General features: G+C 36.3%; 23 protein-coding genes. 15 read left to right on the forward strand and 8 right to left on the reverse strand.

Annotated features, from left to right (window positions below; translation table 11 throughout):
- Window positions 1–3: 3 nt before the first annotated feature.
- The 10 genes from atpH to ACIGAM_RS03305 all read left to right on the forward strand — a co-directional run bounded on the left by atpH (window position 4) and on the right by ACIGAM_RS03305 (window position 10095).
- Window positions 4–543 (forward strand): ATP synthase F1 subunit delta, encoded by a 540-nt coding sequence (gene atpH, locus ACIGAM_RS03260; protein WP_396510019.1) that lies wholly within the window; start codon window positions 4–6, stop codon window positions 541–543.
- 49 nt (window positions 544–592) lie between these two features.
- Complete coding sequence (gene atpA / locus ACIGAM_RS03265; protein ID WP_396510020.1) at window positions 593–2173, forward strand: F0F1 ATP synthase subunit alpha; 1581 nt, start codon at window positions 593–595, stop codon at window positions 2171–2173.
- 32 nt (window positions 2174–2205) lie between these two features.
- Window positions 2206–3078 (forward strand): ATP synthase F1 subunit gamma, encoded by an 873-nt coding sequence (gene atpG, locus ACIGAM_RS03270; RefSeq protein ID WP_396510021.1) that lies wholly within the window; start codon window positions 2206–2208, stop codon window positions 3076–3078.
- 117 nt (window positions 3079–3195) lie between these two features.
- Complete coding sequence (locus ACIGAM_RS03275) at window positions 3196–3627, forward strand: hypothetical protein (protein ID WP_396510022.1); 432 nt, start codon at window positions 3196–3198, stop codon at window positions 3625–3627.
- A gap of 89 nt (window positions 3628–3716) precedes the next feature.
- Window positions 3717–5162 (forward strand): oligosaccharide flippase family protein, encoded by a 1446-nt coding sequence (locus tag ACIGAM_RS03280; protein ID WP_396510023.1) that lies wholly within the window; start codon window positions 3717–3719, stop codon window positions 5160–5162.
- Window positions 5163–5165: 3 nt separating this feature from the next.
- Window positions 5166–5600 carry a dUTP diphosphatase gene (dut, locus tag ACIGAM_RS03285; protein WP_396510024.1) on the forward strand — a complete coding sequence of 145 codons (435 nt, stop codon included), beginning with the start codon at window positions 5166–5168 and terminating at the stop codon, window positions 5598–5600.
- 99 nt (window positions 5601–5699) lie between these two features.
- On the forward strand, window positions 5700–6710 hold the full coding sequence (locus ACIGAM_RS03290) for a sugar phosphate nucleotidyltransferase (protein WP_396510025.1): 1011 nt from the start codon (window positions 5700–5702) through the stop codon (window positions 6708–6710).
- A 10-nt stretch (window positions 6711–6720) separates the two neighbouring features.
- Window positions 6721–8064, forward strand: coding sequence for a tetratricopeptide repeat protein (locus ACIGAM_RS03295; RefSeq protein ID WP_396510026.1), 1344 nt, complete (start codon window positions 6721–6723; stop codon window positions 8062–8064).
- 4 nt (window positions 8065–8068) lie between these two features.
- On the forward strand, window positions 8069–8839 hold the full coding sequence (locus ACIGAM_RS03300; protein WP_396510027.1) for a DUF4292 domain-containing protein: 771 nt from the start codon (window positions 8069–8071) through the stop codon (window positions 8837–8839).
- Window positions 8839–10095, forward strand: coding sequence for a murein hydrolase activator EnvC family protein (locus ACIGAM_RS03305; protein ID WP_396510028.1), 1257 nt, complete (start codon window positions 8839–8841; stop codon window positions 10093–10095). The genes ACIGAM_RS03300 and ACIGAM_RS03305 overlap by 1 nt, the downstream gene beginning before the upstream one ends.
- Window positions 10096–10213: 118 nt before the next feature.
- Here the strand turns inward: ACIGAM_RS03305 and ACIGAM_RS03310 are convergent, their stop codons facing one another.
- Window positions 10214–10726, reverse strand: coding sequence for an acyl-CoA thioesterase (locus ACIGAM_RS03310; protein WP_028377141.1), 513 nt, complete (start codon window positions 10724–10726; stop codon window positions 10214–10216).
- Between the two features lie 98 nt (window positions 10727–10824).
- Window positions 10825–11757 carry an SPOR domain-containing protein gene (locus ACIGAM_RS03315; RefSeq protein ID WP_396510029.1) on the reverse strand — a complete coding sequence of 311 codons (933 nt, stop codon included), beginning with the start codon at window positions 11755–11757 and terminating at the stop codon, window positions 10825–10827.
- A gap of 95 nt (window positions 11758–11852) precedes the next feature.
- On the opposite strand from ACIGAM_RS03315, the gene dprA reads away from it, so the two are divergent.
- Complete coding sequence (dprA, locus tag ACIGAM_RS03320) at window positions 11853–12953, forward strand: DNA-processing protein DprA (RefSeq protein WP_396510030.1); 1101 nt, start codon at window positions 11853–11855, stop codon at window positions 12951–12953.
- Here dprA and trpS read toward each other — a convergent pair.
- Window positions 12950–13918, reverse strand: coding sequence for a tryptophan--tRNA ligase (trpS, locus tag ACIGAM_RS03325; protein WP_396510031.1), 969 nt, complete (start codon window positions 13916–13918; stop codon window positions 12950–12952). The two genes, dprA and trpS, sit on opposite strands and share 4 nt — an antisense overlap.
- Before the next feature lie 120 nt (window positions 13919–14038).
- Here trpS and ACIGAM_RS03330 point away from each other — a divergent pair, with 120 nt between their 5' ends.
- Complete coding sequence (locus ACIGAM_RS03330) at window positions 14039–14785, forward strand: lysophospholipid acyltransferase family protein (RefSeq protein ID WP_396510032.1); 747 nt, start codon at window positions 14039–14041, stop codon at window positions 14783–14785.
- 102 nt (window positions 14786–14887) lie between these two features.
- Here ACIGAM_RS03330 and ACIGAM_RS03335 read toward each other — a convergent pair whose 3' ends face one another.
- From ACIGAM_RS03335 to recA, 4 genes are all read right to left on the reverse strand, one after another.
- A complete protein-coding gene (locus ACIGAM_RS03335) occupies window positions 14888–16387 on the reverse strand; it encodes a hypothetical protein (RefSeq protein WP_396510033.1) in 1500 nt (499 codons plus the stop codon).
- Window positions 16384–16935 carry an RNA polymerase sigma factor gene (locus ACIGAM_RS03340; RefSeq protein ID WP_396510034.1) on the reverse strand — a complete coding sequence of 184 codons (552 nt, stop codon included), beginning with the start codon at window positions 16933–16935 and terminating at the stop codon, window positions 16384–16386. Before ACIGAM_RS03340 ends, ACIGAM_RS03335 begins: the two co-directional genes overlap by 4 nt.
- 20 nt (window positions 16936–16955) lie before the next feature.
- The gene (locus tag ACIGAM_RS03345) at window positions 16956–17369 is read right to left on the reverse strand and encodes a hypothetical protein (RefSeq protein ID WP_396510035.1); all 414 of its coding nucleotides are present in this window, start codon (window positions 17367–17369) and stop codon (window positions 16956–16958) included.
- 72 nt (window positions 17370–17441) lie between these two features.
- Window positions 17442–18452 carry a recombinase RecA gene (gene recA / locus ACIGAM_RS03350; RefSeq protein WP_396510088.1) on the reverse strand — a complete coding sequence of 337 codons (1011 nt, stop codon included), beginning with the start codon at window positions 18450–18452 and terminating at the stop codon, window positions 17442–17444.
- Between the two features lie 588 nt (window positions 18453–19040).
- On the opposite strand from recA, the gene ACIGAM_RS03355 reads away from it, so the two are divergent.
- A complete protein-coding gene (locus ACIGAM_RS03355) occupies window positions 19041–20078 on the forward strand; it encodes a rhodanese-related sulfurtransferase (protein ID WP_396510036.1) in 1038 nt (345 codons plus the stop codon).
- Window positions 20079–20119: 41 nt separating this feature from the next.
- On the opposite strand, the gene ACIGAM_RS03360 is transcribed toward ACIGAM_RS03355, so the two are convergent.
- Window positions 20120–21238 carry a hypothetical protein gene (locus ACIGAM_RS03360; protein ID WP_396510037.1) on the reverse strand — a complete coding sequence of 373 codons (1119 nt, stop codon included), beginning with the start codon at window positions 21236–21238 and terminating at the stop codon, window positions 20120–20122.
- 310 nt (window positions 21239–21548) lie between these two features.
- Here ACIGAM_RS03360 and ACIGAM_RS03365 point away from each other — a divergent pair, with 310 nt between their 5' ends.
- Both ACIGAM_RS03365 and ACIGAM_RS03370 read left to right on the forward strand, forming a co-directional pair.
- Entirely contained in the window at window positions 21549–22718 is a 1170-nt protein-coding gene (locus ACIGAM_RS03365; protein ID WP_396510038.1) for a stage 0 sporulation family protein, read from the forward strand.
- Window positions 22711–23193 carry a gliding motility lipoprotein GldH gene (locus ACIGAM_RS03370; RefSeq protein WP_396510039.1) on the forward strand — a complete coding sequence of 161 codons (483 nt, stop codon included), beginning with the start codon at window positions 22711–22713 and terminating at the stop codon, window positions 23191–23193. Before ACIGAM_RS03365 ends, ACIGAM_RS03370 begins: the two co-directional genes overlap by 8 nt.
- Window positions 23194–23196 lie beyond the last annotated feature (3 nt).

Below are 23196 nucleotides of genomic sequence, written 5' to 3' on the forward strand. Positions count from 1 at the left end.
TTCATGTCTTCAAGAGCAGCAATACGTTATGCAAAAGCAATTTTAGAACAGGCCCGTGAAAAGGGTACTGCTGAAGTTGTTTTTGGTAATATGAAATCTATTGAGGCGACCCTCAACGCAAGTAAAGAATTAAGAAATGTACTTAAAAGTCCGGTTATAAAATCAGATGATAAGCGCGCTTCGTTACTTGCAATTTTTAATGGATATGACTTGAGTACAATAAGTCTTATAGAATTGCTTGTTGATAAAAAAAGAACTGCAATTTTAGGAGATGTGGCTTCAAGCTATGTTGACATTTATAATAAATCTAAGGGTATTGTAGTAGCTCATTTAACAACTGCGGTAGAACTTGACGATTCATTAGAAGCAAAAGTTCTTGCAAAGGTTAAAGAGATTACAGACGGTAAAGAAGTAACCTTAGAACATCATATAGATTCTAACTTAATAGGAGGATTTATATTGAGAGTAGGTGATGTGCAATACGATGCAACGGTTGCAAATCAATTAGATAAAATACAAAAAGAGTTTAGTAAACGTTTATAATTACAACTAAGTCTTGAGTTAAATTGAGGCTTATTAGATATCAAACAAAATGGCAGAAGTAAAACCAGCTGAAGTTTCAACAATTTTAAAGAAACAACTTTCCGGCTTTGAAGCATCAGCTTCTTTAGATGAAGTAGGAACAGTACTTACCGTAGGTGATGGTATTGCCCGTGTTTACGGTCTTTCTAACGCACAATACGGAGAACTCGTAGAATTTGACGGAGGTCTTGAGGGTATTGTATTAAACTTAGAAGAAGATAATGTAGGGGTTGTACTCTTAGGTCCTTCTAAAGAGGTTAGAGAAGGTGCTATCGTAAAACGTACACAACGTATCGCTTCTATAAATGTAGGAGAGGGTATAGTAGGTCGTGTTGTTAACACTCTAGGTCAGCCTATAGATGGTAAAGGTGCGATACAAGGTGAAACTTATGAGATGCCACTTGAGCGTAAAGCGCCAGGTGTTATCTATCGTCAGCCGGTAACAGAGCCATTACAGACAGGTATTAAATCTATTGATGCAATGATCCCTGTAGGTCGTGGTCAACGTGAACTTGTAATTGGTGACCGTCAGACAGGTAAAACTACTGTTTGTATTGATACTATTTTAAATCAAAAAGAATTTTACGATGCAGGTGAGCCTGTATATTGTATATATGTTGCGATAGGCCAAAAGGCTTCTACCGTAGCAAACATTGCTAATGTACTTGAAGAAAAAGGTGCTTTGGCTTACACTACTATTGTTGCTGCAAATGCATCTGATCCTGCAACTATGCAGGTATATGCTCCATTTGCAGGTGCATCTATCGGTGAGTATTTTAGAGATACTGGTCGCCCGGCTTTAATCATTTATGATGATTTATCTAAGCAAGCGGTAGCCTATCGTGAGGTATCTCTTTTATTACGTCGCCCACCGGGACGTGAGGCATATCCTGGAGATGTTTTCTTCTTACACTCTCGTTTGTTAGAGCGTGCTGCAAAAATTATTGCAGATGATGATATCGCTAAGAATATGAACGATCTTCCTGATACTTTGAAGCCTGTCGTTAAAGGTGGTGGTTCATTAACTGCACTTCCTATTATAGAAACTCAGGCTGGTGACGTTTCTGCGTATATCCCAACAAACGTGATCTCGATTACAGATGGTCAGATTTTCTTAGATGGTGATTTATTTAACTCTGGTGTACGTCCTGCAATTAACGTAGGTATTTCGGTATCTCGTGTAGGTGGTAACGCTCAGATTAAATCAATGAAGAAGGTTGCAGGTACTTTAAAACTTGACCAGGCAGCTTTCCGTGAACTAGAAGCGTTTGCTAAGTTTGGTTCAGATTTAGATTCTGCTACATTAAGCGTTATTGAAAAAGGTAAGCGTAACGTAGAAATTCTTAAGCAAGGTGAGAACACACCATTTACTGTAGAAGATCAGATCGCAATTATATACGCAGGTTCTAAAAACCTGCTACGTAATGTGCCTATTAATAAGGTTAAAGAATTTGAAAGAGACTACCTGGAGTTTTTAAATGCTAAACACAGAGATGTGCTTGATACTTTAAAAGCAGGTAAGCTCACAGACGAAGTTATCGATACGTTAACCACTGTAGCAAAAGATCTTTCATCTAGATATACTAAGTAATTTTTTCGCAAAGCGAAAAAACCAATTAAAGAATGGCAAATTTAAAGGAAATACGTAACCGGATTTCATCAGTATCCTCAACGATGCAGATTACCAGCGCTATGAAAATGGTGTCTGCTGCTAAGTTGAAAAGGGCTCAAGATGCTATTACAGCTATGCGCCCGTATTCTGATAAATTAACCGAACTTTTACAGAGTCTTAGCGCTTCTATGGAAGGCAATAGCGGTAGCCGTTTTGCCGAAGAGCGTGAAGTTAAGAAAGTACTTGTGGTAGCAATCTCGTCTAATAGAGGTCTTGCCGGTGCTTTTAACTCAAACATTGTTAAAGAATCAAAGAATATTCAGCAAGCTGTTTACCCAGGTAAAGAAGTACATTTCTTAACTGTAGGTAAAAAAGCAAATGATATTTTAAAAAAATCTGCAAAAATCGTTTCTAATGATAATGCGGTTTACGACGATTTAACATTTGAGAACGTAGAAGTTATCGCTGAGCAGGTGATGGATTTGTTTGTAAACGGGCAATATGATAAAGTTGAGTTAGTATATAACTCATTTAGAAATGCAGCTACACAAATCGTTACACGAGAACAATTTTTGCCTATTGTACCTTTAAAAGAACAATTTGAAAACATTGAGGCTCCAAGCGTAGATTATATCTTCGAGCCTTCAAAAGAAGAAATTGTAAAGCAATTAATACCTAAAGCTTTAAAAACACAGTTTTTTAAAGCAGTTAGAGACTCTGTGGCGAGTGAACACGGTGCGCGTATGACAGCAATGCATAAAGCTACTGATAATGCAACAGAATTAAGAGATCAGCTTAAATTGACGTACAACAAAGCACGTCAGGCAGCAATTACAAATGAAATCTTAGAAATTGTAGGTGGTGCAGAAGCATTAAACAATTAATAGTAGATTAAATTCATATATTAAAGCCTTGCATTTGCAAGGCTTTTTTTATTTGTACAATTTTTTAAAAATATTGAGGTTTCAATTATTGTGTAATCCATTTAATACAAAATTACTATGCATATAAAATTTGGAATATTAATACTAATAGCAATAGCAACATGTTCTTGTGGTAGTAGTAAAAAGTCAGCAAATGAAGAATTTGTAGTTGAGGATTTAAAACGAGTTGACTTTAATGATAAAGGGTTTGAAGTAACTTTTAAAGTTGAGGCGCTAAACCCTAAAATCACTTTAAACCATCTGTATTTTCAAAATCAAAAAGCTCAAGTCACTAATTCTTCAGCAGGCATCTACTCAGCCCAATTTGCTGCTTTAAAATTGAATTCTGAAGATCGCGTTTTATCTCTAGATATGTCTAAAGAGTCTAAGAATTCACTGCCTTCTTTACCAGTAAAAATGCCGGTAAAGATTGAAGAATCTCAAGCTTTATTGAGTTATTTAATAGATTCAAATGTTAAGTATAAGGTACTTAATTTTAACACTAAATAAAAGCTCAAGTCAAGCGGGAAAACGGGATCTGGCTCTCATTCTTAAATTGATCTGTATAACTTACTTTTGAATTTTAAAAAATAACTTTTTTGAGCGTACTAAAGCGATTTGTAAAGGATACTGCGGTATATGGTCTTGCGACTATTTTACCTCGTATAATGAACATTGTATTGGTTCCTTTGCATACAGATGTATTAGATCCTGCTAACTACGCAGAAAACACTTTGTTTTATATTGGTGCGGCTTTTCTAAATGTTCTTCTTACCTATGGTATGGAAACTGCCTTTTTCCGATTTTTTTCTAAATCAGAAAATAAAGAGAGGGTTTATAGTACGGTTTTAATTGCGCTAACTACAACAGCAGTTCTTGCGTTCGGACTTCTATTCCTACTTAAAAACCCTATTATAGAGGCTTTAGAGCTTCGCAGCGAATACTTTGGGTATTTAATAGGCCTAGCTATATTAGACACATTAGTTGTTGCGCCATTTGCGTATTTGAGAGCTAAGGGTAAAGCGCTTCGATTTGCAGGTATCAAATTGGCGAATCTAGCTATTTATGTCGTGCTCAATCTCTTTTTCCTTTGGGCAATCCCGTATTTTAATCTTAAGTTTTCGTGGTACAACGCTGATAATATACTCGTATATATTTTTATCGCAAATCTTGCTGCAAGTGCAGTAACCTTCTTACTCATCGCTCCAGACTTTTTCCGCATTAAACTTATTTTTGATAGGCAACTCTTTAAACAACTATGGCAATATGGTTGGCCGGTTTTAGTTGCTGGTTTGGCATTTGTAATTAATGAGAATCTAGACAAGCTGCTCTTAGGAAATATGCTCGATAAAGAAGTTATGGGTGCATATTCCGGGTGTTATAAGCTTGCCGTTTTTATGACGATTTTTATACAGGCCTTTAAGTTAGGAGCAGAACCCTTTTTCTTTAATCACGCCCAGTCAAAAAATGCGCCTGCAACATATGCAACAATCCTTAAATACTTTACGATAGCAGGAGCCTTGGGCTTAATGATTATCGTTTGTTTTATCGATTTCTTTAAGGATATTCTAATTCGTGATGCGGAATATTTTAAGGCCTTGGAAATTGTACCATACATTCTTTTGGCAAATCTTTTTCTGGGTATTTACCACAACCTAGCAGTCTGGTATAAGCTTACCGATAAAACCTTATACGGCATGTATTTTTCAATTATAGGAGCAGTGCTAACGATAGGATTAAACCTGTTACTAATACCTGAGATTGGCTTTATGGCTTCAGCATATGCTACAGTGATTGCTTATGGCGTGATGATGATGATTTCGTATTTTTACGGACAAAAATATTACAGGATACCTTACAATATTCCACGTATTGCTATGTATCTCACCGTGGCTACCACAATGGCTATGGTTTCATTTTATTACTTAAGAGAATTTCATATTGTGAATTTTGGTTTTTTACTAGCTTTTATTTTACTGGTCTTTATGCTTGAAAAAAAGGAGTTAGAAGGAATTTTAAACCGAAACACAACTTCAAAAAACTAAAATATGCAAATCAATATTATAAATAAATCGAGTCACGCACTCCCGCATTACGAGACTGAAGCTTCTGCAGGAATGGACTTACGGGCAGAACTTACGACTCCCGTAATCTTAAAACCTTTAGAGCGCTCCATTATAAAAACCGGATTGTTTATTGAGTTACCTGTAGGCATTGAAGCTCAGGTAAGACCTAGAAGCGGTCTGGCTGCAAAATACGGAATTACCGTTCTTAATGCCCCGGGAACTATTGATGCAGACTACCGCGGCGAAATAGGTGTAATCCTTGTTAATTTATCAAATGAAGATTTTACCATAGAAAACGGGGAGCGCATAGCACAATTGGTTATCGCAAGACATGAGCGTGCAAACTGGAATGAAGTCGATGTTCTAAGCGAGACAGCGCGCGGGTCAGGAGGCTTTGGCAGTACCGGTACTAAATAATTTTTTTCCACATAGTAGGAAATTCTATCAAAAGAGCTTTTTTACCAGAAGAGCTTTTGAATATAAACTCCTTTAAAGCAAAAAACCAGAAACAAATAAATGAAAATTATAGTTCCTATGGCAGGGCGGGGTTCTCGTCTAAGACCACATACATTAACAATACCTAAACCGTTAATTCCCATAGCCGGTAAACCTATTGTACAACGACTGGTAGAGGATATAGCCGGCGTTCTTGAAGAGAAAATTGAAGAAATAGCTTTTGTCATTGCAGAAGATTTTGGTTCAGAAACCGAAGAAAATTTAAAGCAAATTGCTGAACGTCTAGGTGCAAAAGGTACTATTTACTATCAGGATAAACCGCTGGGAACAGGTCATGCGATTATGTGCGCTCAGGAATCTTTGAGCGGCCCTTGTGTGATTGCTTATGCAGATACACTCTTTAGGGCAGATTTTACGTTAGATAAAGAAGCAGATAGTGTAATCTGGGTAAAGCAGGTTAAAAACCCGCAGGCCTATGGTGTGGTTTCTTTAAATGAAAATAAAGAAATTACTGGTCTTGTAGAAAAACCTGAAGAATTTGTTTCAGATTTAGCCGTTATAGGTATTTACTATTTCAAAGAGGGCAGTGTTCTTAAACAAGAATTGCAAGCTGTTCTCGACGCTAATTTAATGCACGGTGGCGAATACCAGATTAACGATGGTATTAAACAAATGCAAGCTAAAGGCTATGTCTTTAAACCTGGAAAAATCGACGAGTGGATGGACTGTGGTAATAAAAATGTAACGGTAGAAACTAACGGAAGAATGCTTCAGTTTTTGCATAAAGAAGAGCAAAAATTAGTTTCTCCTTCTGCAAAACTAGAGAACGCTTCAATTATTCCGCCGGTATATCTGGGTGATGATGTGGTGATTAAAGATTCAACAATAGGCCCTAACGTTTCCGTAGGTAAGGGAACCGTTATTGAAAACAGTACCATTGAGCAAAGTTTAATTCAGAATTTCAGCACTATTAAAAATGCACAATTAAAAAACGCCATGATAGGTAATTACGCCAAATACAATGGTAATTTTACCGAAATTAGTATTGGTGACTATTCTGAATTGATATAGCTTTTATACAATGAAATTATTTACGTGTTTACTCGTGTTTTCTTTGTTTTCGCCGTTGGCGGAAGCACAGGAGCCTGCTACCTTAAAAGACGTAAATGTTGACAATCTTGAAGATGTTACAGATGATTTTCAAGAGTATTTTTTTGAAGCTTTAAAGCAAAAAGGCATTCAAAACTACGAGCGCGCTATAATCGCTTTAGATAAATGCATCTCACTACGACCGCAGGAAGCCATTCTCTACTTTGAGAAGGGAAAGAATGAAGCATTATTAGGCAATGTGCAGGAGGCCGAAAATAATTATTTAAAGGCGCTGCAATTAAAGCCAAACCAACGCGATATAATGGTAAGTCTATATGATGTCTATTATGCGCGTCAGGACTTTGAGAAAGCTATAGATCTTGTAAAACAACTCGTAAAATTTGATATTAGATATAAAGAAGACTTAGCGCGTATTTATTTGCGTAGGGGTTCATTTAAAGAAGTTATAAGCCTCATAGATGAGCTTGAAGAGAAACTAGGCAAAGATGCTTATCGCAATCAAATACGACAGCAAGCGCTAGCCTTAAGTGGAGGAGATGTTCAGGAAAAAGCACTTTTAAAACAAATAGCTGCTAGTCCTAAAAATGAACAGCATTATCTCAATCTTATTTACGTCTACAGCGAGCAGGGCATGACACAACAGGCCTATGAGACGGCTCAACGCTTATTAAAAGTAAACCCAAAGTCTGAGATTGTACATATGGCTTTGTACAAATATTACCTCGAGAGCGGCGCAATCAAACAAGCGGTTGCCTCCCTTGAGAAAGTGATGCGAAGTTCAAAGATTGAAGCGAAGGCAAAACATAATGTTTTAAATGACTTTTTAATTTTTGTAGATCGTAATCCCGAGTATGAGCCAGAACTGGAGCAAGCAATCACGCTATTTTCTAATGAAGAAAATACGGATGTAAATGAAGAATTAGGAGCTTATTATTTAAAGAATAAAGATAACGACAAGGCATTGTCTTATTATGAGAATGCATATAAAAAGAATCCTTCAGATTTAGGTGTATTGCGCAATTTGCTTATGCTTCAGCTTGAAGCAAAACAGTTTGAAAATGCCACAAACCTTAGTGAGGAAGCCTTAAGCTTGTATCCTGCTCAAGCCTTGTTTTATTTAGTTTATGGAGTTGCTCAAAACAATTTGGGTAAATCTAAGAATGCTGCAGAATATTTAGAAATGGGTTTAGACTACGTAGTTGAAGATTCTAAAATGCTTGCAGATTTTTACAGTGAGTTGGTACGCGCTTATGTTACGCTGGGAGATGCAAACAAAGCGACTAGGTATCGCGAGCTAATTAATAATTTGAATTAACACGATGCATATATATTTTAAAAGTTTTGTAGTACTATTGATGGTAAGTCTTACCGCTTGTAAATCAACAAAAAAAGTAGCTGCTACTAATGATGATTTAGCTTCTACTAAAATAATAGCGAGTCATTACGAGACACACCCGCAGTTTGAAACCCTTGCTGCACGATTAAAAATAAAATATTCAGACCCCGATCGTACACAAAGTGTAACGGTAAGTTTGCGTATGCAAAAAGATGAAACCATCTGGATGAGTGCATCTGTATTGGGGATTTCACTTGCTAAAGCGATGATTACTCAAGACCGCGTTCAGTTTTATGAGAAAATTGACGGGACTTATTTTGACGGCGATTTCAAACTCCTCAGTGATTTACTAGGCACCGAGTTAAACTATAAACAAGTACAGGCCTTATTGCTGGGAGAGCCCATCTATGATTTACGTAATAGCGGTTTTAGTGCAGGAGCAACAGGAACACGCTATCTAGTTGCACCGCGTCAGCAACAGAACTTATTTAACCTATTTTTCTATTTAAATGCAGGAGCGTTTACACTGCAGGAGCAGCGTCTAACACAAGATAAAGAGCAAAGAGATTTAACGATTAAATATGCAGATTACATAAAGGAGCAAAATGGTTATTTTCCTTCAGCTATAAGTATAAGCGCTCAGGAAGCGAGTAAAGAGACTCGCGTTGATATCGAGTACAAAGGCGTAGATTTTAATACAGAGGTGAGTTTTCCGTTTAGTATTCCCGGGGGATTAAAAGAAATAAAACTTTAATGCAATTGAAGCAGATTTATAAATTTGGTTTAGTAGTAGCGCTTCTATTTGCAGGAAGCACTGCATTGTGGTCTCAAAACGACAAGCAGGCAGAGCTTGAGCGACAACGACGAGCGTTAATGGGTCAGATTGAAGAATTAAGCAAACTGCGTCAAAGTAATAAGAAGAAAGAGATTAACGTATTGAGTCAGGTAGAAGACCTTGATTCTAAAATAAAAACACGTCAAAATCTTATTAAGGTTACAAATAGTCAGGCAAACTTACTAACGCAGAAAATTAACCAAAATATAAACAAACTCTCCTCGCTAAGAGAAGAACTAGAAAAACTGAAAGACGATTATGCCAGTATGGTGCAAAAGTCTTACAAGAGTAAAAGTAGCCAGAGCCGCATCATGTTTTTACTTTCTTCTAAAAGCTTTTTACAAGCCTACAAGCGGGTGCAGTATATGAAGCAATACAGCAATTACCGAAAAAAGCAGGGAGATCAGATAAAAGAACGTACGGCTTTACTTCAGGAGACAAATAAGAAACTAGCCTTACAAAAAGAAGAAAAGCAAAAGCTGGTTGCCCAAAATAAAATTGAACAGGAGAAATTAGAAGGGGAGCGTGCGCAGCAGGATGAATTGATTTCTAAAATTAGAAAACAAGAATCTACATATGTAGCGCAAATACAAGACAAACAAAAGGCAGCAGATCGTATAGACCGAGAGATAGACCGTTTAATCAGAGAGGCAATTGCCGCATCTAAAAAGGAAACAGGAGTAGAACCAACAAAAGAAGCGGCTACAAATGTGAGTAAAATGCCTACATTCTCGTTAACCCCGGCAGCAAAGGCATTAGCTAGCGATTTTGCATCTAATAAAGGCCGAATGGACTGGCCTGTAGAACGCGGTAGGATTTATAAAAAGTTTGGCACCTCAAAACACCCCACACTTCCTAATATTACAACCTACAACAGTGGGGTCGAGATAGAAACTGCTCCCGGTAGTATTGCGCGTGCAGCGTTTAAAGGAACAGTTCAACAAATACAACTAATACGAGGTGGGGGATATACGGTTTTAATTCGCCACGGAAACTATTTGACGGTTTATCAGAATTTAAAAAACTTGAAAGTTAAAGTAAACGATCAAATTTCTACAAAACAAGCACTGGGAGAAATTGCTGAAAATTCATTTAACGGCAAAACCATTTTAAAGTTTTTAGTGTATAAAGATTCAGAACGTTTAAATCCTGAAGATTGGGTTTATAATATGTAAATTTTAAATATATCTCATTTCAACTTCGAGATATAAGAATCAAAAAACCCTGTTAAGTCTTGACTTAACAGGGTTTTTATATAAAGTAAAGTTTATCTAAGCTAAAATCACAACAGATTTATTGTTGAAATAAGGCTTTAAGTTCTGTGGCTTCTGAAGCTTTCATCTTACCTGCAAGAACCAGACTCAGCTGTTTTCTGCGCAAAGCAGCGTCGTAGCGAGCGACTTCTTCTTCGGTTTCTGGTTTAATTTGTGGTATAGGTACTGGCATACCGGTATCATCTACAGCTACAAACGTATATATCGCATCGTTTGCTTTCGATTTTAAGCCACTTTCACGGTCTTCTACCCACACATCTATAACAACTTCCATAGAGGTTTTAAAAGCTCGGGAAATCGCCGCTTCTACGGTTACAACGCTACCCAGAGGTATTGCCTTGTTAAATGCTACGTGGTTTACTGAAGCAGTAACGACAATTCGGCGAGAATGTCGCCTTGCGGTAATACTGGCAACACGGTCCATACGCGCTAACAGTTCACCACCAAACATATTATTAAGTGGGTTAGTCTCGTTAGGTAAAACAAGATCTGTTTGCATTGTGCGCGATTGTGAAGGCGTCTTAGTATCCATACATTAATTTTTGCGCAAAAGTAGCAAGAATAAAAGCGATTGAGAAACGAAAAAGCCTCCAAATAGGAGGCTTTCAATATTATATGTTTTCTTTAACGTTAATCCATCTCCTGAATAAGCATCCAGGCGTTAGAATTATCGTTAGTACGTATTTTGCGTAAATCGTTTAGTGCTTCAGTACGTTCTGTATAACTTCCGTAAACAACTTGATGTAAACCATATTTGTTTTCGCCTAAAGTGCGTGCTTTATATCCCGCTTCACGCAATTCTTTCACACGGCTTTCTGCATTCTCAGGTACTCTAAAAGCACCGGCTACAATGTGATAGCTTCCTTTAGGTTTAAAAGCGTTTAAGGTAACAGCAGGCAGCGGATTCTCAATTGTAAATGTTGCGTGTTGTATGGTATTTTCAACTTGCTTCTTTGCTTTTTGTTCTTGAGCAAAGTTGTAATCTGCAATGTCTTTAAAATGTAAAAAGCTAAATGTTCCTGAAAGTCCAATTGCAAGAACTCCCACAGCAGCATACTTTAACCACGAGTTAGTGCGGCGATCAGTTGTAAGGTGTATAGGTGCTTTCTCTTCTAATACTTCTACTTCCTGTTTGTAAACCTCGCGCATTACCGGTTTAGTCTCAAAAGAAGATAGACCGAAAGCTTCTGTTAAATAATTTGTAGCAGAAACCGGTTCAAATTTGATTTGTGACGATTCATTCTGGGTTAGTGTACCTATTTTATCTAGTAAAATAGTTTCCCCATTAAGTATGCGCGTCTCAAGCGTGTATGCATATGCCTGAAGCTTACCTAAAGCTTCTGCATAGCTACTATTTTCGGCTGTTGCGATGTAATTTGTTAAGAGACCATCATTTTCTTTCAATTGCGCATTAAATGAAATTCTCTTTTTAGGAGGAAAAAATACATTTTGGTCGGCATCATGATGAGCAGAAATTTTATGCGCTAAAAATGCCCCAAATCCGGGAATAATAACGCACTCGTAACGGTAAAGCAAATCGCTTATGTAAGTAGAGTAATGCATAACGTAAAAATAAAAAAAAATGCGACCGCCCTTAAAAAGTAAGCATTGAATTGTCAACAATTTTATAATATCTTTAATACCAGCTAACTATAGGGATGACTCAGGACCAACTACACGCTTTTCTAATCTTACAACGTATTCCCAATCTTGGGGACACCTCTATAAAAAGACTTATCAATCGGTTTGAAACACCTCAAAATGTTTTGGCTCAAAAAAAGGCAACGCTTCTAGATATAGACGGAATAGGGGAGCATAAAGTCAAGGATTTTTACAATAAAGAGCACGCTATTGAAGCCGAAAAAGAACTCAAGTTTATTGAGAATAATAATATTGAATATTCATGTTTTCTAGATGCTGACTATCCTGAACGACTAAAGCATTGCATAGACGGTCCTATTTTACTTTTTAAACGCGGAAACTCAAATTATGCAAATCCTAAAATGATTTCTATTGTAGGCACCCGTAAAGTAACGACCTACGGGATAGAATTTATAAAACGATTTATTGAAGATCTTGCACCTTTAAAACCTGTAATTGTTTCGGGTTTTGCTTACGGTGTAGATATCACGGCACACCGTGCAGCACTAAACAATGGTTTAGAAACAATTGCAGTATTGGCACACGGCCTCAATCAGATTTATCCTAAAGTTCATCATAATTATGCAAAATCTTTAGAAGCACAAGGCGCATTTATAACAGATTTCTGGAGTTCAGACAATTTTGACCGAACTAACTTTTTAAGACGCAATCGTATTATTGCAGGAATTAGTGAGGCAACTGTAGTAATTGAAAGTGCAGATAAAGGAGGCTCGCTGGTTACGGCAGATATCGCGAACTCGTACAACAGAGATGTGTTTGCTGTTCCTGGGAGGCCAGATGATTCACAAAGTTTAGGCTGTAATAATCTTATAAAATCTCAGCAAGCCCAGTTAATTACCAGTGCTGCAGATTTAATTTATATGTTGAATTGGAGTGTAAAAGATTCTTTCAAATCTGTGCAAAAGCAACTTTTTGTAGAACTTGATGTTGAGGAGAAAGCAATATTTAATTACTTAACCAATCAAGGAAAAGAGCAGCTCGACTTAATCGCTTTAAATTGCAAAATGCCAACCTTTAAAGTGGCTGGCATTCTCTTAAATATGGAATTAAAAGGGGTTATACGCCCACTTCCGGGTAAGCAGTTTGAACTTGCCTAGTATCCTAGTTTTGTACGTACACGCTTTAAAACTGACTGCGCAACAACCTGAGCTTTCTCGGCACCTACTTTTAAAGCCTCATCAAGCTCATCAAGATTTGCCATATAATGGTTGTAGAGTTCACGTTCTTTTTCAAACTTAGTAAGTATAAGTTCGTACAATGCCTTTTTTGCATGACCATAACCATAACCCCCACCTTCGTAATTAGCACGCATTGCAGCAACATCTTCATCAGAAGCTAACAGTTTATAAATTGCAAAAATATTACAGGTAGTTGTGTCTTTAGGTTCTTCTAAAGGAGTGCTATCTGTTTCAATACTCATAATTTGTTTTTTCAAAGCTTTATCAGACTGAAACAAAATAATGGTATTGCCTTTACTTTTACTCATTTTAGCACCGTCTGTACCGGGTATGTACATGGTTTCTTCATGCAGCTTAAGTTCTGGTATCACAAATGTTTCTCCCATTTGTGCGTGAAAACGAGAAGCAACATCACGTGTCATTTCTAAGTGCTGCGATTGATCTTTACCCACCGGTACTATCTCTGCATCATAAAGAAGAATATCTGCCGCCATGAGCATAGGGTACGTAAATAAACCGGTATTTACATCATCTAAACGATCTGCTTTATCCTTAAAGCTGTGTGCAAGTGTGAGGCGTTGATAGGGGTAAAAACAACTCAAATACCACGTTAATTCTGTTGTCTGTGGTATATCACTTTGACGATAGAAAACAGTTTTATTAATGTCAAGACCACAGGCTAGCCAGGTAGCTGCTGTAGAATAGGTATTATGTCTTAATGTTTCTCCGTTTTTAATTTGAGTAAGAGAATGCATGTCTGCAATAAACAAGTAAGACTCGTTTTGCGGCATATTTGCCATTTTTATTGCAGGAATAATAGCACCTAATAAATTTCCTAAATGAGGAGTTCCTGTACTTTGAACTCCGGTTAAAATTCGTGACATTGTTAACTATAATTTTGCGTAAAGTTACCCCTTTTGGCTAATTAACTCCTTTTAAAATGCCTATTTTTGAATGATTACAACTTCATTATTGTTTATCACAGCCAAATTACCTAACCACATATGATTCACGTTTTTCGTAAGATTATTACACTGCTTTGGCGTATATGGTTTTATATACTTTTAGTAGTTCCTATAATTGTCTTGTTTCCTTTTCTTGTAATATCTGTTGCAAAGGACACGTGGTATCCTTACTTTTTTAGAATGGCGCAATTTTGGGCCCGGTTTATTTTGTTTGGTATGGGTTTTTGGCCACAGATAAAACGTCTTGAAAAAACTAAACGCGGCAAGAGCTATATGTTTGTCGCAAATCATACCTCAATGGCCGATATTATGTTGATGCTGCACGTAGCACGCAATCCATTTGTATTTGTAGGTAAGAAAGAATTAGCACGGTTCCCGCTATTTGGATATTTCTATAAACAAACCTGTATTTTAGTAGATAGAGGAGACGCAAAGAGTAGAATGGCTGTATTTGAAAGTGCGCAGCGCAGATTAAAGCAAGGTTTAAGTATTTGTATTTTTCCCGAAGGAGGCGTGCCTGACGATCTTTCTGTAGTATTAGATACTTTTAAAGATGGCGCTTTTAGACTAGCGATAGATCATCAGGTTCCCATTGTGCCTATGGTTTTTTACGATAATAAAAAACGGTTCTCGTATGATTTCTTTACAGGCACACCAGGTAAAATGCGTGTTAAGATTCTACCTTTTATAGAAACAAAAGGAAAAGAAGCAAAAGACCGAAGAGAATTGAGGGATCAAACCTATCGTGCAATACATAAAGAACTTCTTCAAGACCTTAGTTTATAAACGAAAAAAACCGCCCTAACCAAGGGCGGTTTTTCTAATTATTGCTGTGCAATAATTACCTAACCAACTAAAAAAATAACCTAACCTTTCTTCTTTAATATTTTAAAACTTAAAGCTCAAACCTGTGTATAAACCTAAATAGTAAGGTTTAAAATCACTTACACTTTTTGTGTATGCATTAAGTTGATATTTAAACATAGGTTCTAGTTTAAATTGAATTCGTTCAGTGAATTTATAGTCAATACCAAGCCCTACGTTAGTACTAAAACTGGTGTTATTAAGACTGTTTGATTTACCCAATTCAGATACTAAATTGCCTTCTTCCTCAAGTGAAATAGAGTTTGTATTTAAAAACATTGAGCTTAATCCACCAATCACCTGTAAACCAATTTTACTATCTAGCAGAGTATATTCTGCCTCAAGAGGAATCTCTATGTATCCCAATTCCTGTCGTAAAGATGTATTTTTATTAGCGCTTATACTGGTGGCAAATTCGGTTTGATTACCACTAGGTAAATTGGGTAAACCCGAGTTGTTATTGTTGTCAAGTTGTATGATTTGCGAATTGTCATTAAAGTCTATACTGCTAATCATCGTGTTAGGATTTCTGGCACTAATACTGGGCGTGAATCCTATTTGCTCGGTGCTATAGCCCAGTTCTACTTTGTTAATCCCAGAACGTACTGTAATACGTTTTGAAAGTGCATAACTAACCTGCACCCCATAACTGAGATTTACATCGGCACGTTTTGTATTATTAGCAAACTGTTGATCTATACCAGAACCACTAAAACTGTCGTAATAAACAGGCGCAACCATAGGTGTAATCCCCCATCGCATCGTTTCTGCTTTATTAGGATCATCTGTTGTAGCAATAGCCTCCTCTTTAGATTTATTTGCCAGTTTTTCTAAAGCATTGGGGTCAATTTCTGTAGGAGTCTGTTTATCTTGAGTTGTGTTTTCTATATCATTTTGAACAACAGCTGTTTCAACAACCGGTTTTTTAAGGGCAAACGCAGTTGTATTGTGTAATGGTTCATTCGGTTTTAAATCTTCGTTAAGAATATTTGACGTAACCGTTGTTTTTTCAATAGGTTGCCCTATTCCATTTTTTCCTACGGAAGCATTGTTTAAAGAGTTTTGACCATTAGTTACTACAGCAGATCGATGTTGAGTTGAGGTATTTTTAATTGTTTCTCTAGTATTGTTTTCAACCGAAATATTTTCAGTGTTTAAAACTTCAGAAGATTTAGTAGTTGTAGAAGTAATCGCCTCTTGATTAGTATTTATAGTTTCTGAAGGGGTAGTGTTATAAATGGTTTTATCTTCCTTTTTAAGAGTATCTGAAGTATTTTCCTGCTCTTGATTTACAAGTTGAGGTGTCTTTAAATCATTTTCCGTATTAAACCAAAATGTACCTGCTAAAAGCAAGAGCACTAGAATTGCTGCAGCTCCACTTAATTGAAACCATAACGGTAGAATGCGTTTTTTCTTTTGATTTTGTCGCGCAGCAATACCTGCCCAGATATGTTCACTAGGTTCTATGGTAAAGTCTTTAAACTTTTCCTGATATAAGCGATCTATGTTTTTCTTTTCTTTCACCGCGTTGAAGCTTGTATGTGAGCATTAGCTTGAAAGTCTTGAACTTTCTCTTTTAAAATCATTCGGGCACGAGCTAGATTTGATTTAGATGTGCCTTCCTTAATTTCTAGCATTTTTGAGATTTCCTTATGAGAATAACCGTCTAATGCATATAAATTAAAAACCAACCGGTACCGGTCGGGTAGTTCTTGTACTATCTGAAGTAAAAACTGAAGCGAGATTTCTTCATCATCATCAATTTCAACGGCTGCTTCCTCGATGTTTTCTTCGTTTATTATTTCGAAAACTGCTTGTTTACGGTAGCGCTGTAATGCTGTGTTAATGACGATACGCTTAAGCCAGCCTTCAAAAGAGCCTTTGTTTTTAAACTGCGAAACTTTTTCAAAAATTATAATAAAACTTTCTTGCAAGATATCTTCAGCCTCGCTGTAATTGCGGGCATATTTTAAAGCAACGGGAAAAAGTGTCCTGGCAAACTGCCTGTACAATGCCTCCTGTGCTTTTGATTTTTGACGTTTGCAGTCGATAATGAGCTGTTCTAAACTCACATTTTTGATTTGTTAAATTCTTATGGTTGCTTTACAGGTATTTCTTGAGTTATATAAGTAGGCTTGTCGTTAGCGTCTAAGCCTTTAAAGAATTTAAACACATAAGTGTAATTATATAGTACCTCAAAGTTAAGTGTGGCTTCTACAGTATCTGTTGTAGTTGTACAATTTTCATTTTCAAATACCTGATTTACAACAAATACAAAACGCGTGCTGTCTTTGCGATCGTATTCAAAACCGTAAAATGCATTACAATCTGTAGGAGAAACATATTTAATGGGGAATTGATATTTCTGCCCCAACACTAAAGAATCTGGTAATTCATAATCTGTAATAGGCACAAATTCATAGCTAACATTTCTTCCGTCATCATCTAAAGAACAACTAACAACTAAGGCTAGTAAAGCGAGTAATAAAAAAACCTTTTTCATCATTATAAATATCTTCTTTTATAGTAGATACTTAATGATGAAAAAGGTTGCGTGAAGTTTAAAAAAAAGATATTACTACGCTGAGGTAGCTACTTTTATAGCATCTTTTATTTTAATTTCTAGTTCTTCTAATAAATCTGGGTTGTCCTTAAGTATTGCTTTTACAGCATCACGTCCCTGACCTAGTTTCGTGTCCTGATAGCTGAACCAAGAACCGCTTTTATTGATGATCTCATACTCAACACCTATGTCAAGAATTTCACCAACTTTTGAAATACCTTCACCATACATTATATCAAATTCTGCCTGACGAAACGGTGGTGCTACTTTGTTCTTAACCACCTTCACACGGGTTTTGTTACCTTGTACTTCGCCATTAGCATCTTTAATCTGCGTAGAACGGCGTATGTCTAAACGTACAGAAGCGTAAAATTTAAGGGCATTACCACCAGTTGTAGTTTCCGGGTTTCCAAACATTACACCTATTTTCTCTCTTAACTGGTTAATAAAAATAACGGTACAGTTAGTTTTACTTATTGAACCGGTAAGTTTTCTTAAAGCCTGAGACATCAAACGTGCGTGTAATCCCATTTTAGAATCACCCATTTCACCTTCTATCTCGCTCTTAGGAGTCAATGCAGCAACAGAGTCAATAACTATAATATCAATTGCTCCTGAGCGAATAAGATTATCTGCAATTTCTAAAGCCTGCTCCCCGTTGTCTGGTTGTGAGATAATAAGATTCTCAATGTCAACCCCTAATTTTCCTGCATAGAACCGGTCAAAAGCATGTTCTGCATCAATAAATGCTGCAATACCTCCTTTGCGCTGTGATTCTGCGATTGCGTGTAGAGTAAGTGTGGTTTTACCAGAAGATTCTGGGCCATAAATTTCAATCACACGCCCTTTAGGTAAGCCGCCTACGCCTAATGCAATATCAAGACCTAAAGATCCTGTTGATATTGCCTCAACTTCAACAATAGCATTATCACCCATTTTCATAACCGTCCCCTTTCCGTAGGTTTTGTCCATTTTGTCAAGGGTGAGTTTTAGAGCTTTTAATTTAGCTTCTTGCTCTTTACTCATCGCAACTTCTTCTTTTTTTGCCATTATGATGCTTTTATAAACTTTACAAGTTATTTGATTAATCTATAAATCAAATACTTGGTATTTTATGTTTTATTTATTTTTTATGGATGCTAAAGTACCATTTCTTTTTGATGGATACAATGATATCTTGGCTTAATATTGGAAAAATTCCATTAAATGAAGGGTATAATGTGTTTTTAATCTTTTAAATAGGAAAATATCCTAGTCCGAATATTTAATTTTAACATAGGTATACGCAACCTTATTAGGAATGTTGCAACTAGATTATAAACAGTATTCCTATGGAGCATATATATAAACGTGTATACTGCGATTACAAAGTGTCTTTGTTAATACACTTAAATTGCAGTATAAGATTGGACGGTGGTTAGCTAAGTTCTTTGATTGATTTCAAATAATTTACTAATGAATTAGCCGTTCAGAAAAAATGCTTTCAATAAGATTGGAGGCATTTTTTATGTTTAAAACTTTTTGCTTCTCAAAAATGGTATTAAAAGCAAAGGTTGTTAGCTGTTTTTAAAAGCCCTATTTTTGCGCACTTTTTAACCTTAAAATTAGTATAGCATGCAACTGTACAATAAATTAAGTGCAAAAGAACGAGCAGCACTTATTGATGAGGCAGGCGAAGACCGTCTTACTCTTTCGTTCTACCAATATGCCAAAATAGGCAACCCCCATATTTTTAGAGATCATCTTTTTATTGCCTGGGACGGCATGGAAGTACTGGGTCGTATTTACGTCGCTCACGAAGGAATAAATGCGCAACTTTCAGTCCCGGCAAAAAACTTTGAAACTTTTAAAACGTTTCTAGATAGTATAGATTTTCTAAAAGATGTGAGACTCAATATTGCGATAGAACAGGATGCAAAATCCTTTTTAAAGCTCAAAGTAAAAGTGCGTGATAAAATTGTAGCAGACGGTCTCAATGACGACACATTTGATGTTACTAATAAAGGAATTCACGTAGATGCACAGACTTTTAATGAACTTATAGAAAGTGACGATGTGGTGCTTGTAGACATGCGTAACCATTATGAAAGCGAAATAGGACATTTTAAAAATGCGATAACACCAGATGTCGACACTTTTAGAGATAGTTTAGATCTAATTGAAGAAGATTTAAAAGATCATAAAGAAGACAAAAAGTTGGTGATGTATTGTACTGGTGGTATACGCTGTGAAAAAGCGAGTGCTTATTATAAGCATAAAGGTTTTAAACAGGTATATCAATTAGAAGGAGGTATTATTGAATATGCGCGGCAGGTAGAGCAGTTAAAACTTGAAAATAAGTTTAAAGGAAAAAACTTTGTTTTTGATCACCGTCGTGGCGAGCGTATTTCTGATGATGTTATTTCTAGTTGTCACCAGTGCGGAAAACCTTGTGATACGCACGTTAATTGTGCAAATGAAGCGTGTCACTTGTTATTTATACAATGTGAAGAATGCTCAGACGCGATGAGTTTAACGTGTTCTAATGAGTGTAAAGAGATTATTGCGCTACCTTATGAAGAACAAAAAGAACTGAGAAAGGGAATACCTAACAGTAATAAAATCTTTAAAAAAGGAAGGTCAGAAAAGCTGAAATTTCAACGGAAAGCATAAAAAAAGCCGGCACTAGCCGGCTTTTTTATAAATATATAGAACTATCTTCTTACTTGTGAGTTATTAGCAGGTGGGTTGATAGGAGCAGTTAAAATAGTAGTATTTAAATACTGAAGAAAACTCTGGTGCACTTCATCTGCAGAAAGTAATTTTCCGTTTTTCTGAAGGCTTTGTGCAAAATCATAACCAGCCTCTGCAGCACGCATACGCTGTGCAGGAGTTCCGTGGTGACCAGGACTCGTAAACTGGCAATCTCCAATATTGAAGAACAATTCATTAAATTCTTCAACACGTTTCCAGTTAAAAGTCGCCCCTCTTTTATGAGTCATATAAAATGCAGCAAAAAAGTCTGCTTCAAGTTCTGTAAATCGTGTCGCTTCTGGAGCATTGTCAGCAGCCCCATTAGGATACCATACCGCTGTATTATCAAACTGAATTTGATGTGCCCATTCGTGAGCTAAAATACCAGACCATACAATCTTATCTTCAACACCTGCTTCAGAAGCAAGTTGAACAAGACCATCACCTATAACAATAAGATCTGCAGAAGATGCAAAACCGTCAAAAGATAATAAAGGGCTTTCATTTAAGAATGTGCTAGCCTCATTTACTGCAAGAAAAAAATCTGCATTACCATATGCCTGAGCTTCTGTTAATGTAGAAAAATTAAGATATACACTTGCAATTTTATCGCGATCATTTAAGGTCGCGTTATGTTGACCTCTTACTGTAATTAAATTAGACATGTCCCAAAATTTTTCAAGACTACGGGTTCTATTATTTACATAGTTTGTGTATTCCCCATCTGCCCCAAAATATTGAGAATCTGTGTCAATAAAAGTATATAATTGAGCTATCTGTGTATAAATATCGTAATACTGAGCGCCTAAAGCATCAATATTACTACTTATTGAAGCGTTAATTACATCATTAAATGGTGTTGTCGCACAACTGGTAGGTTCTACGAGACTCGAAATCTTAAATTTAAAATCGTTATGTGTGAAAAAAGCAGGAGTTTCTAAAACATCTATATTGGTACTTTCTGTATTAGCGGTAGCTGTTAAATTCATTTCCACCGAAGTTTCTAAAGTTTCATCTTGACTACAAGAAGTTAATACGAGACTCCCAATGGCTAACATTTTTAAATAATTCTTAATCATATTCGTGCTGTTTTTTAAATATTATTTCAGACAATTTAAAGATTAGCTAGATAACCACCAACATTTAAAAAATTTTAACACAAAACCCTTTTATGCTCGTGTTTTAAGGGAAGCCTAATTGTGTTTTTTGAATTTGTCATATATCAATGTATTTGAGATAACATTTTCTGACAATAAGAATTACTATATTTTTGCCTGTCTAAAATGTTATCTTTAGCATAAATTAAAACGAAAAAATTTCGTTTTAAAGAATACAAATCAAAAAATCCTAATTTACTTTAAATTAGAGATTTACTAAATATAGGATCTCATGGCGTGTGGAAGTTGTGGTACGACCGTTAACGGTCAGCCACGTGGTTGTCAAAATAATGGTACCTGTGGTACAGATGGTTGCAATAAATTAACGGTTTTTGACTGGTTAGCAAATATGAGCTTACCAGATGGGCAAGAACCTTTTGATTTTGTAGAAGTTCGTTTTAAAAACGGGCGTAAAGAGTTTTTCAAGAACGTAGATAATCTTCAGATTAATATAGGTGAGGTGTTAGCTGTACAGGCTGCTTCTGGTCATGATATAGGTATTGTTTCGCTTACTGGTGAGCTGGTGCGAATTCAAATGAAAAAGAAAAAGGTGCCTTATGACACCGAAGAATTTTTAAAAATATATAGGAAGGCAAATCAGAAAGATGTAGAAATCTGGCAAGGTGTAAAAGATCGCGAAGAAGCAATGAAAGTGCGTTCTAGACAAATAGCCATTCGTCTTAACCTACATATGAAAATCTCTGATATTGAGTTTCAGGGCGATGGTTCTAAAGCTACCTTTTATTATACTGCAGAAGAGCGCGTAGATTTTAGACAGCTTATTAAAGAGTTTGCACAAGAATTTAGAACGCGCATAGAAATGCGTCAAATAGGTTTTAGACAGGAAGCAGCACGCCTGGGCGGTATAGGCTCTTGTGGTAGGGAGCTGTGTTGTTCTACGTGGTTAACAGATTTTAGATCGGTGACTACAAGCGCAGCGCGCTATCAGCAGCTATCGTTAAATCCTCAAAAACTTGCGGGACAGTGCGGTAAGCTTAAATGTTGTTTAAATTATGAGCTTGATGCGTATTTAGACGCATTAAAAGACTTTCCGAAGACGGAACAAAAATTAAAGACCGAAAAAGGAACTGCTATTTGTCAAAAAATAGACATTTTTCAGGGACACCTGTGGTATGCATACGAAGGTGAGTGGATGAACTGGCACAAACTTACCACCACTCAGGCAAATGAGATTTTAGAATCTAATAAAAAGAATTTACCGGTTGCGAGTCTTGAAGAATACGCAGCAGAATTAATTTCTGATACTAAAGTTGATTTTGGTAACGTTGTTGGGCAAGACAGTTTAACACGTTTTGATAAGCCTAAAGTAGCGCGTAAAAAGTCTAAAGGCAGAAGAAAGAAATCAAATTATCGTAAAAAAGGCCCAAGTAATAATGCATAAATTTTGCTATGCACTTTTAATTTTAATCTGTTTTTCAGCTTGTGATGAGAAAGCTGTTTTTCACGAATATAAAAGTCTTCCAGATTACTGGGAAAGCGACGCTGCAGTGGTTTTTAAAGTGAATAAACTTGATAGTTTAATTAACTATAATCTTTTTATCACTTTGAGAAACACAAATGAATACGCATTTAGCAATTTATTTTTGATCTCAGAATTGCAATTTCCTAATGGAAAAACCATTACAGATACTTTAGAATATAAAATGGCACGACCTGATGGGTCCTGGCTGGGAGAGGGTTTTGGAGATTTAAAAGAAAATAAACTTTGGTATAAAGAGAATTTCAGGTTTACTGAAAAGGGCGAATACCAGTTTAGACTTAAACAGGCAATGCGACGTAATGGTAGCGTAAACCCTGTACAAGAATTAGGTGGTATTGAAGATGTGGGTTTACGCATCGAAAAAATTAAAGAATAAAAA

The organism is Leeuwenhoekiella sp. NPDC079379 (assembly GCF_044542075.1).
Taxonomy (GTDB): domain Bacteria; phylum Bacteroidota; class Bacteroidia; order Flavobacteriales; family Flavobacteriaceae; genus Leeuwenhoekiella.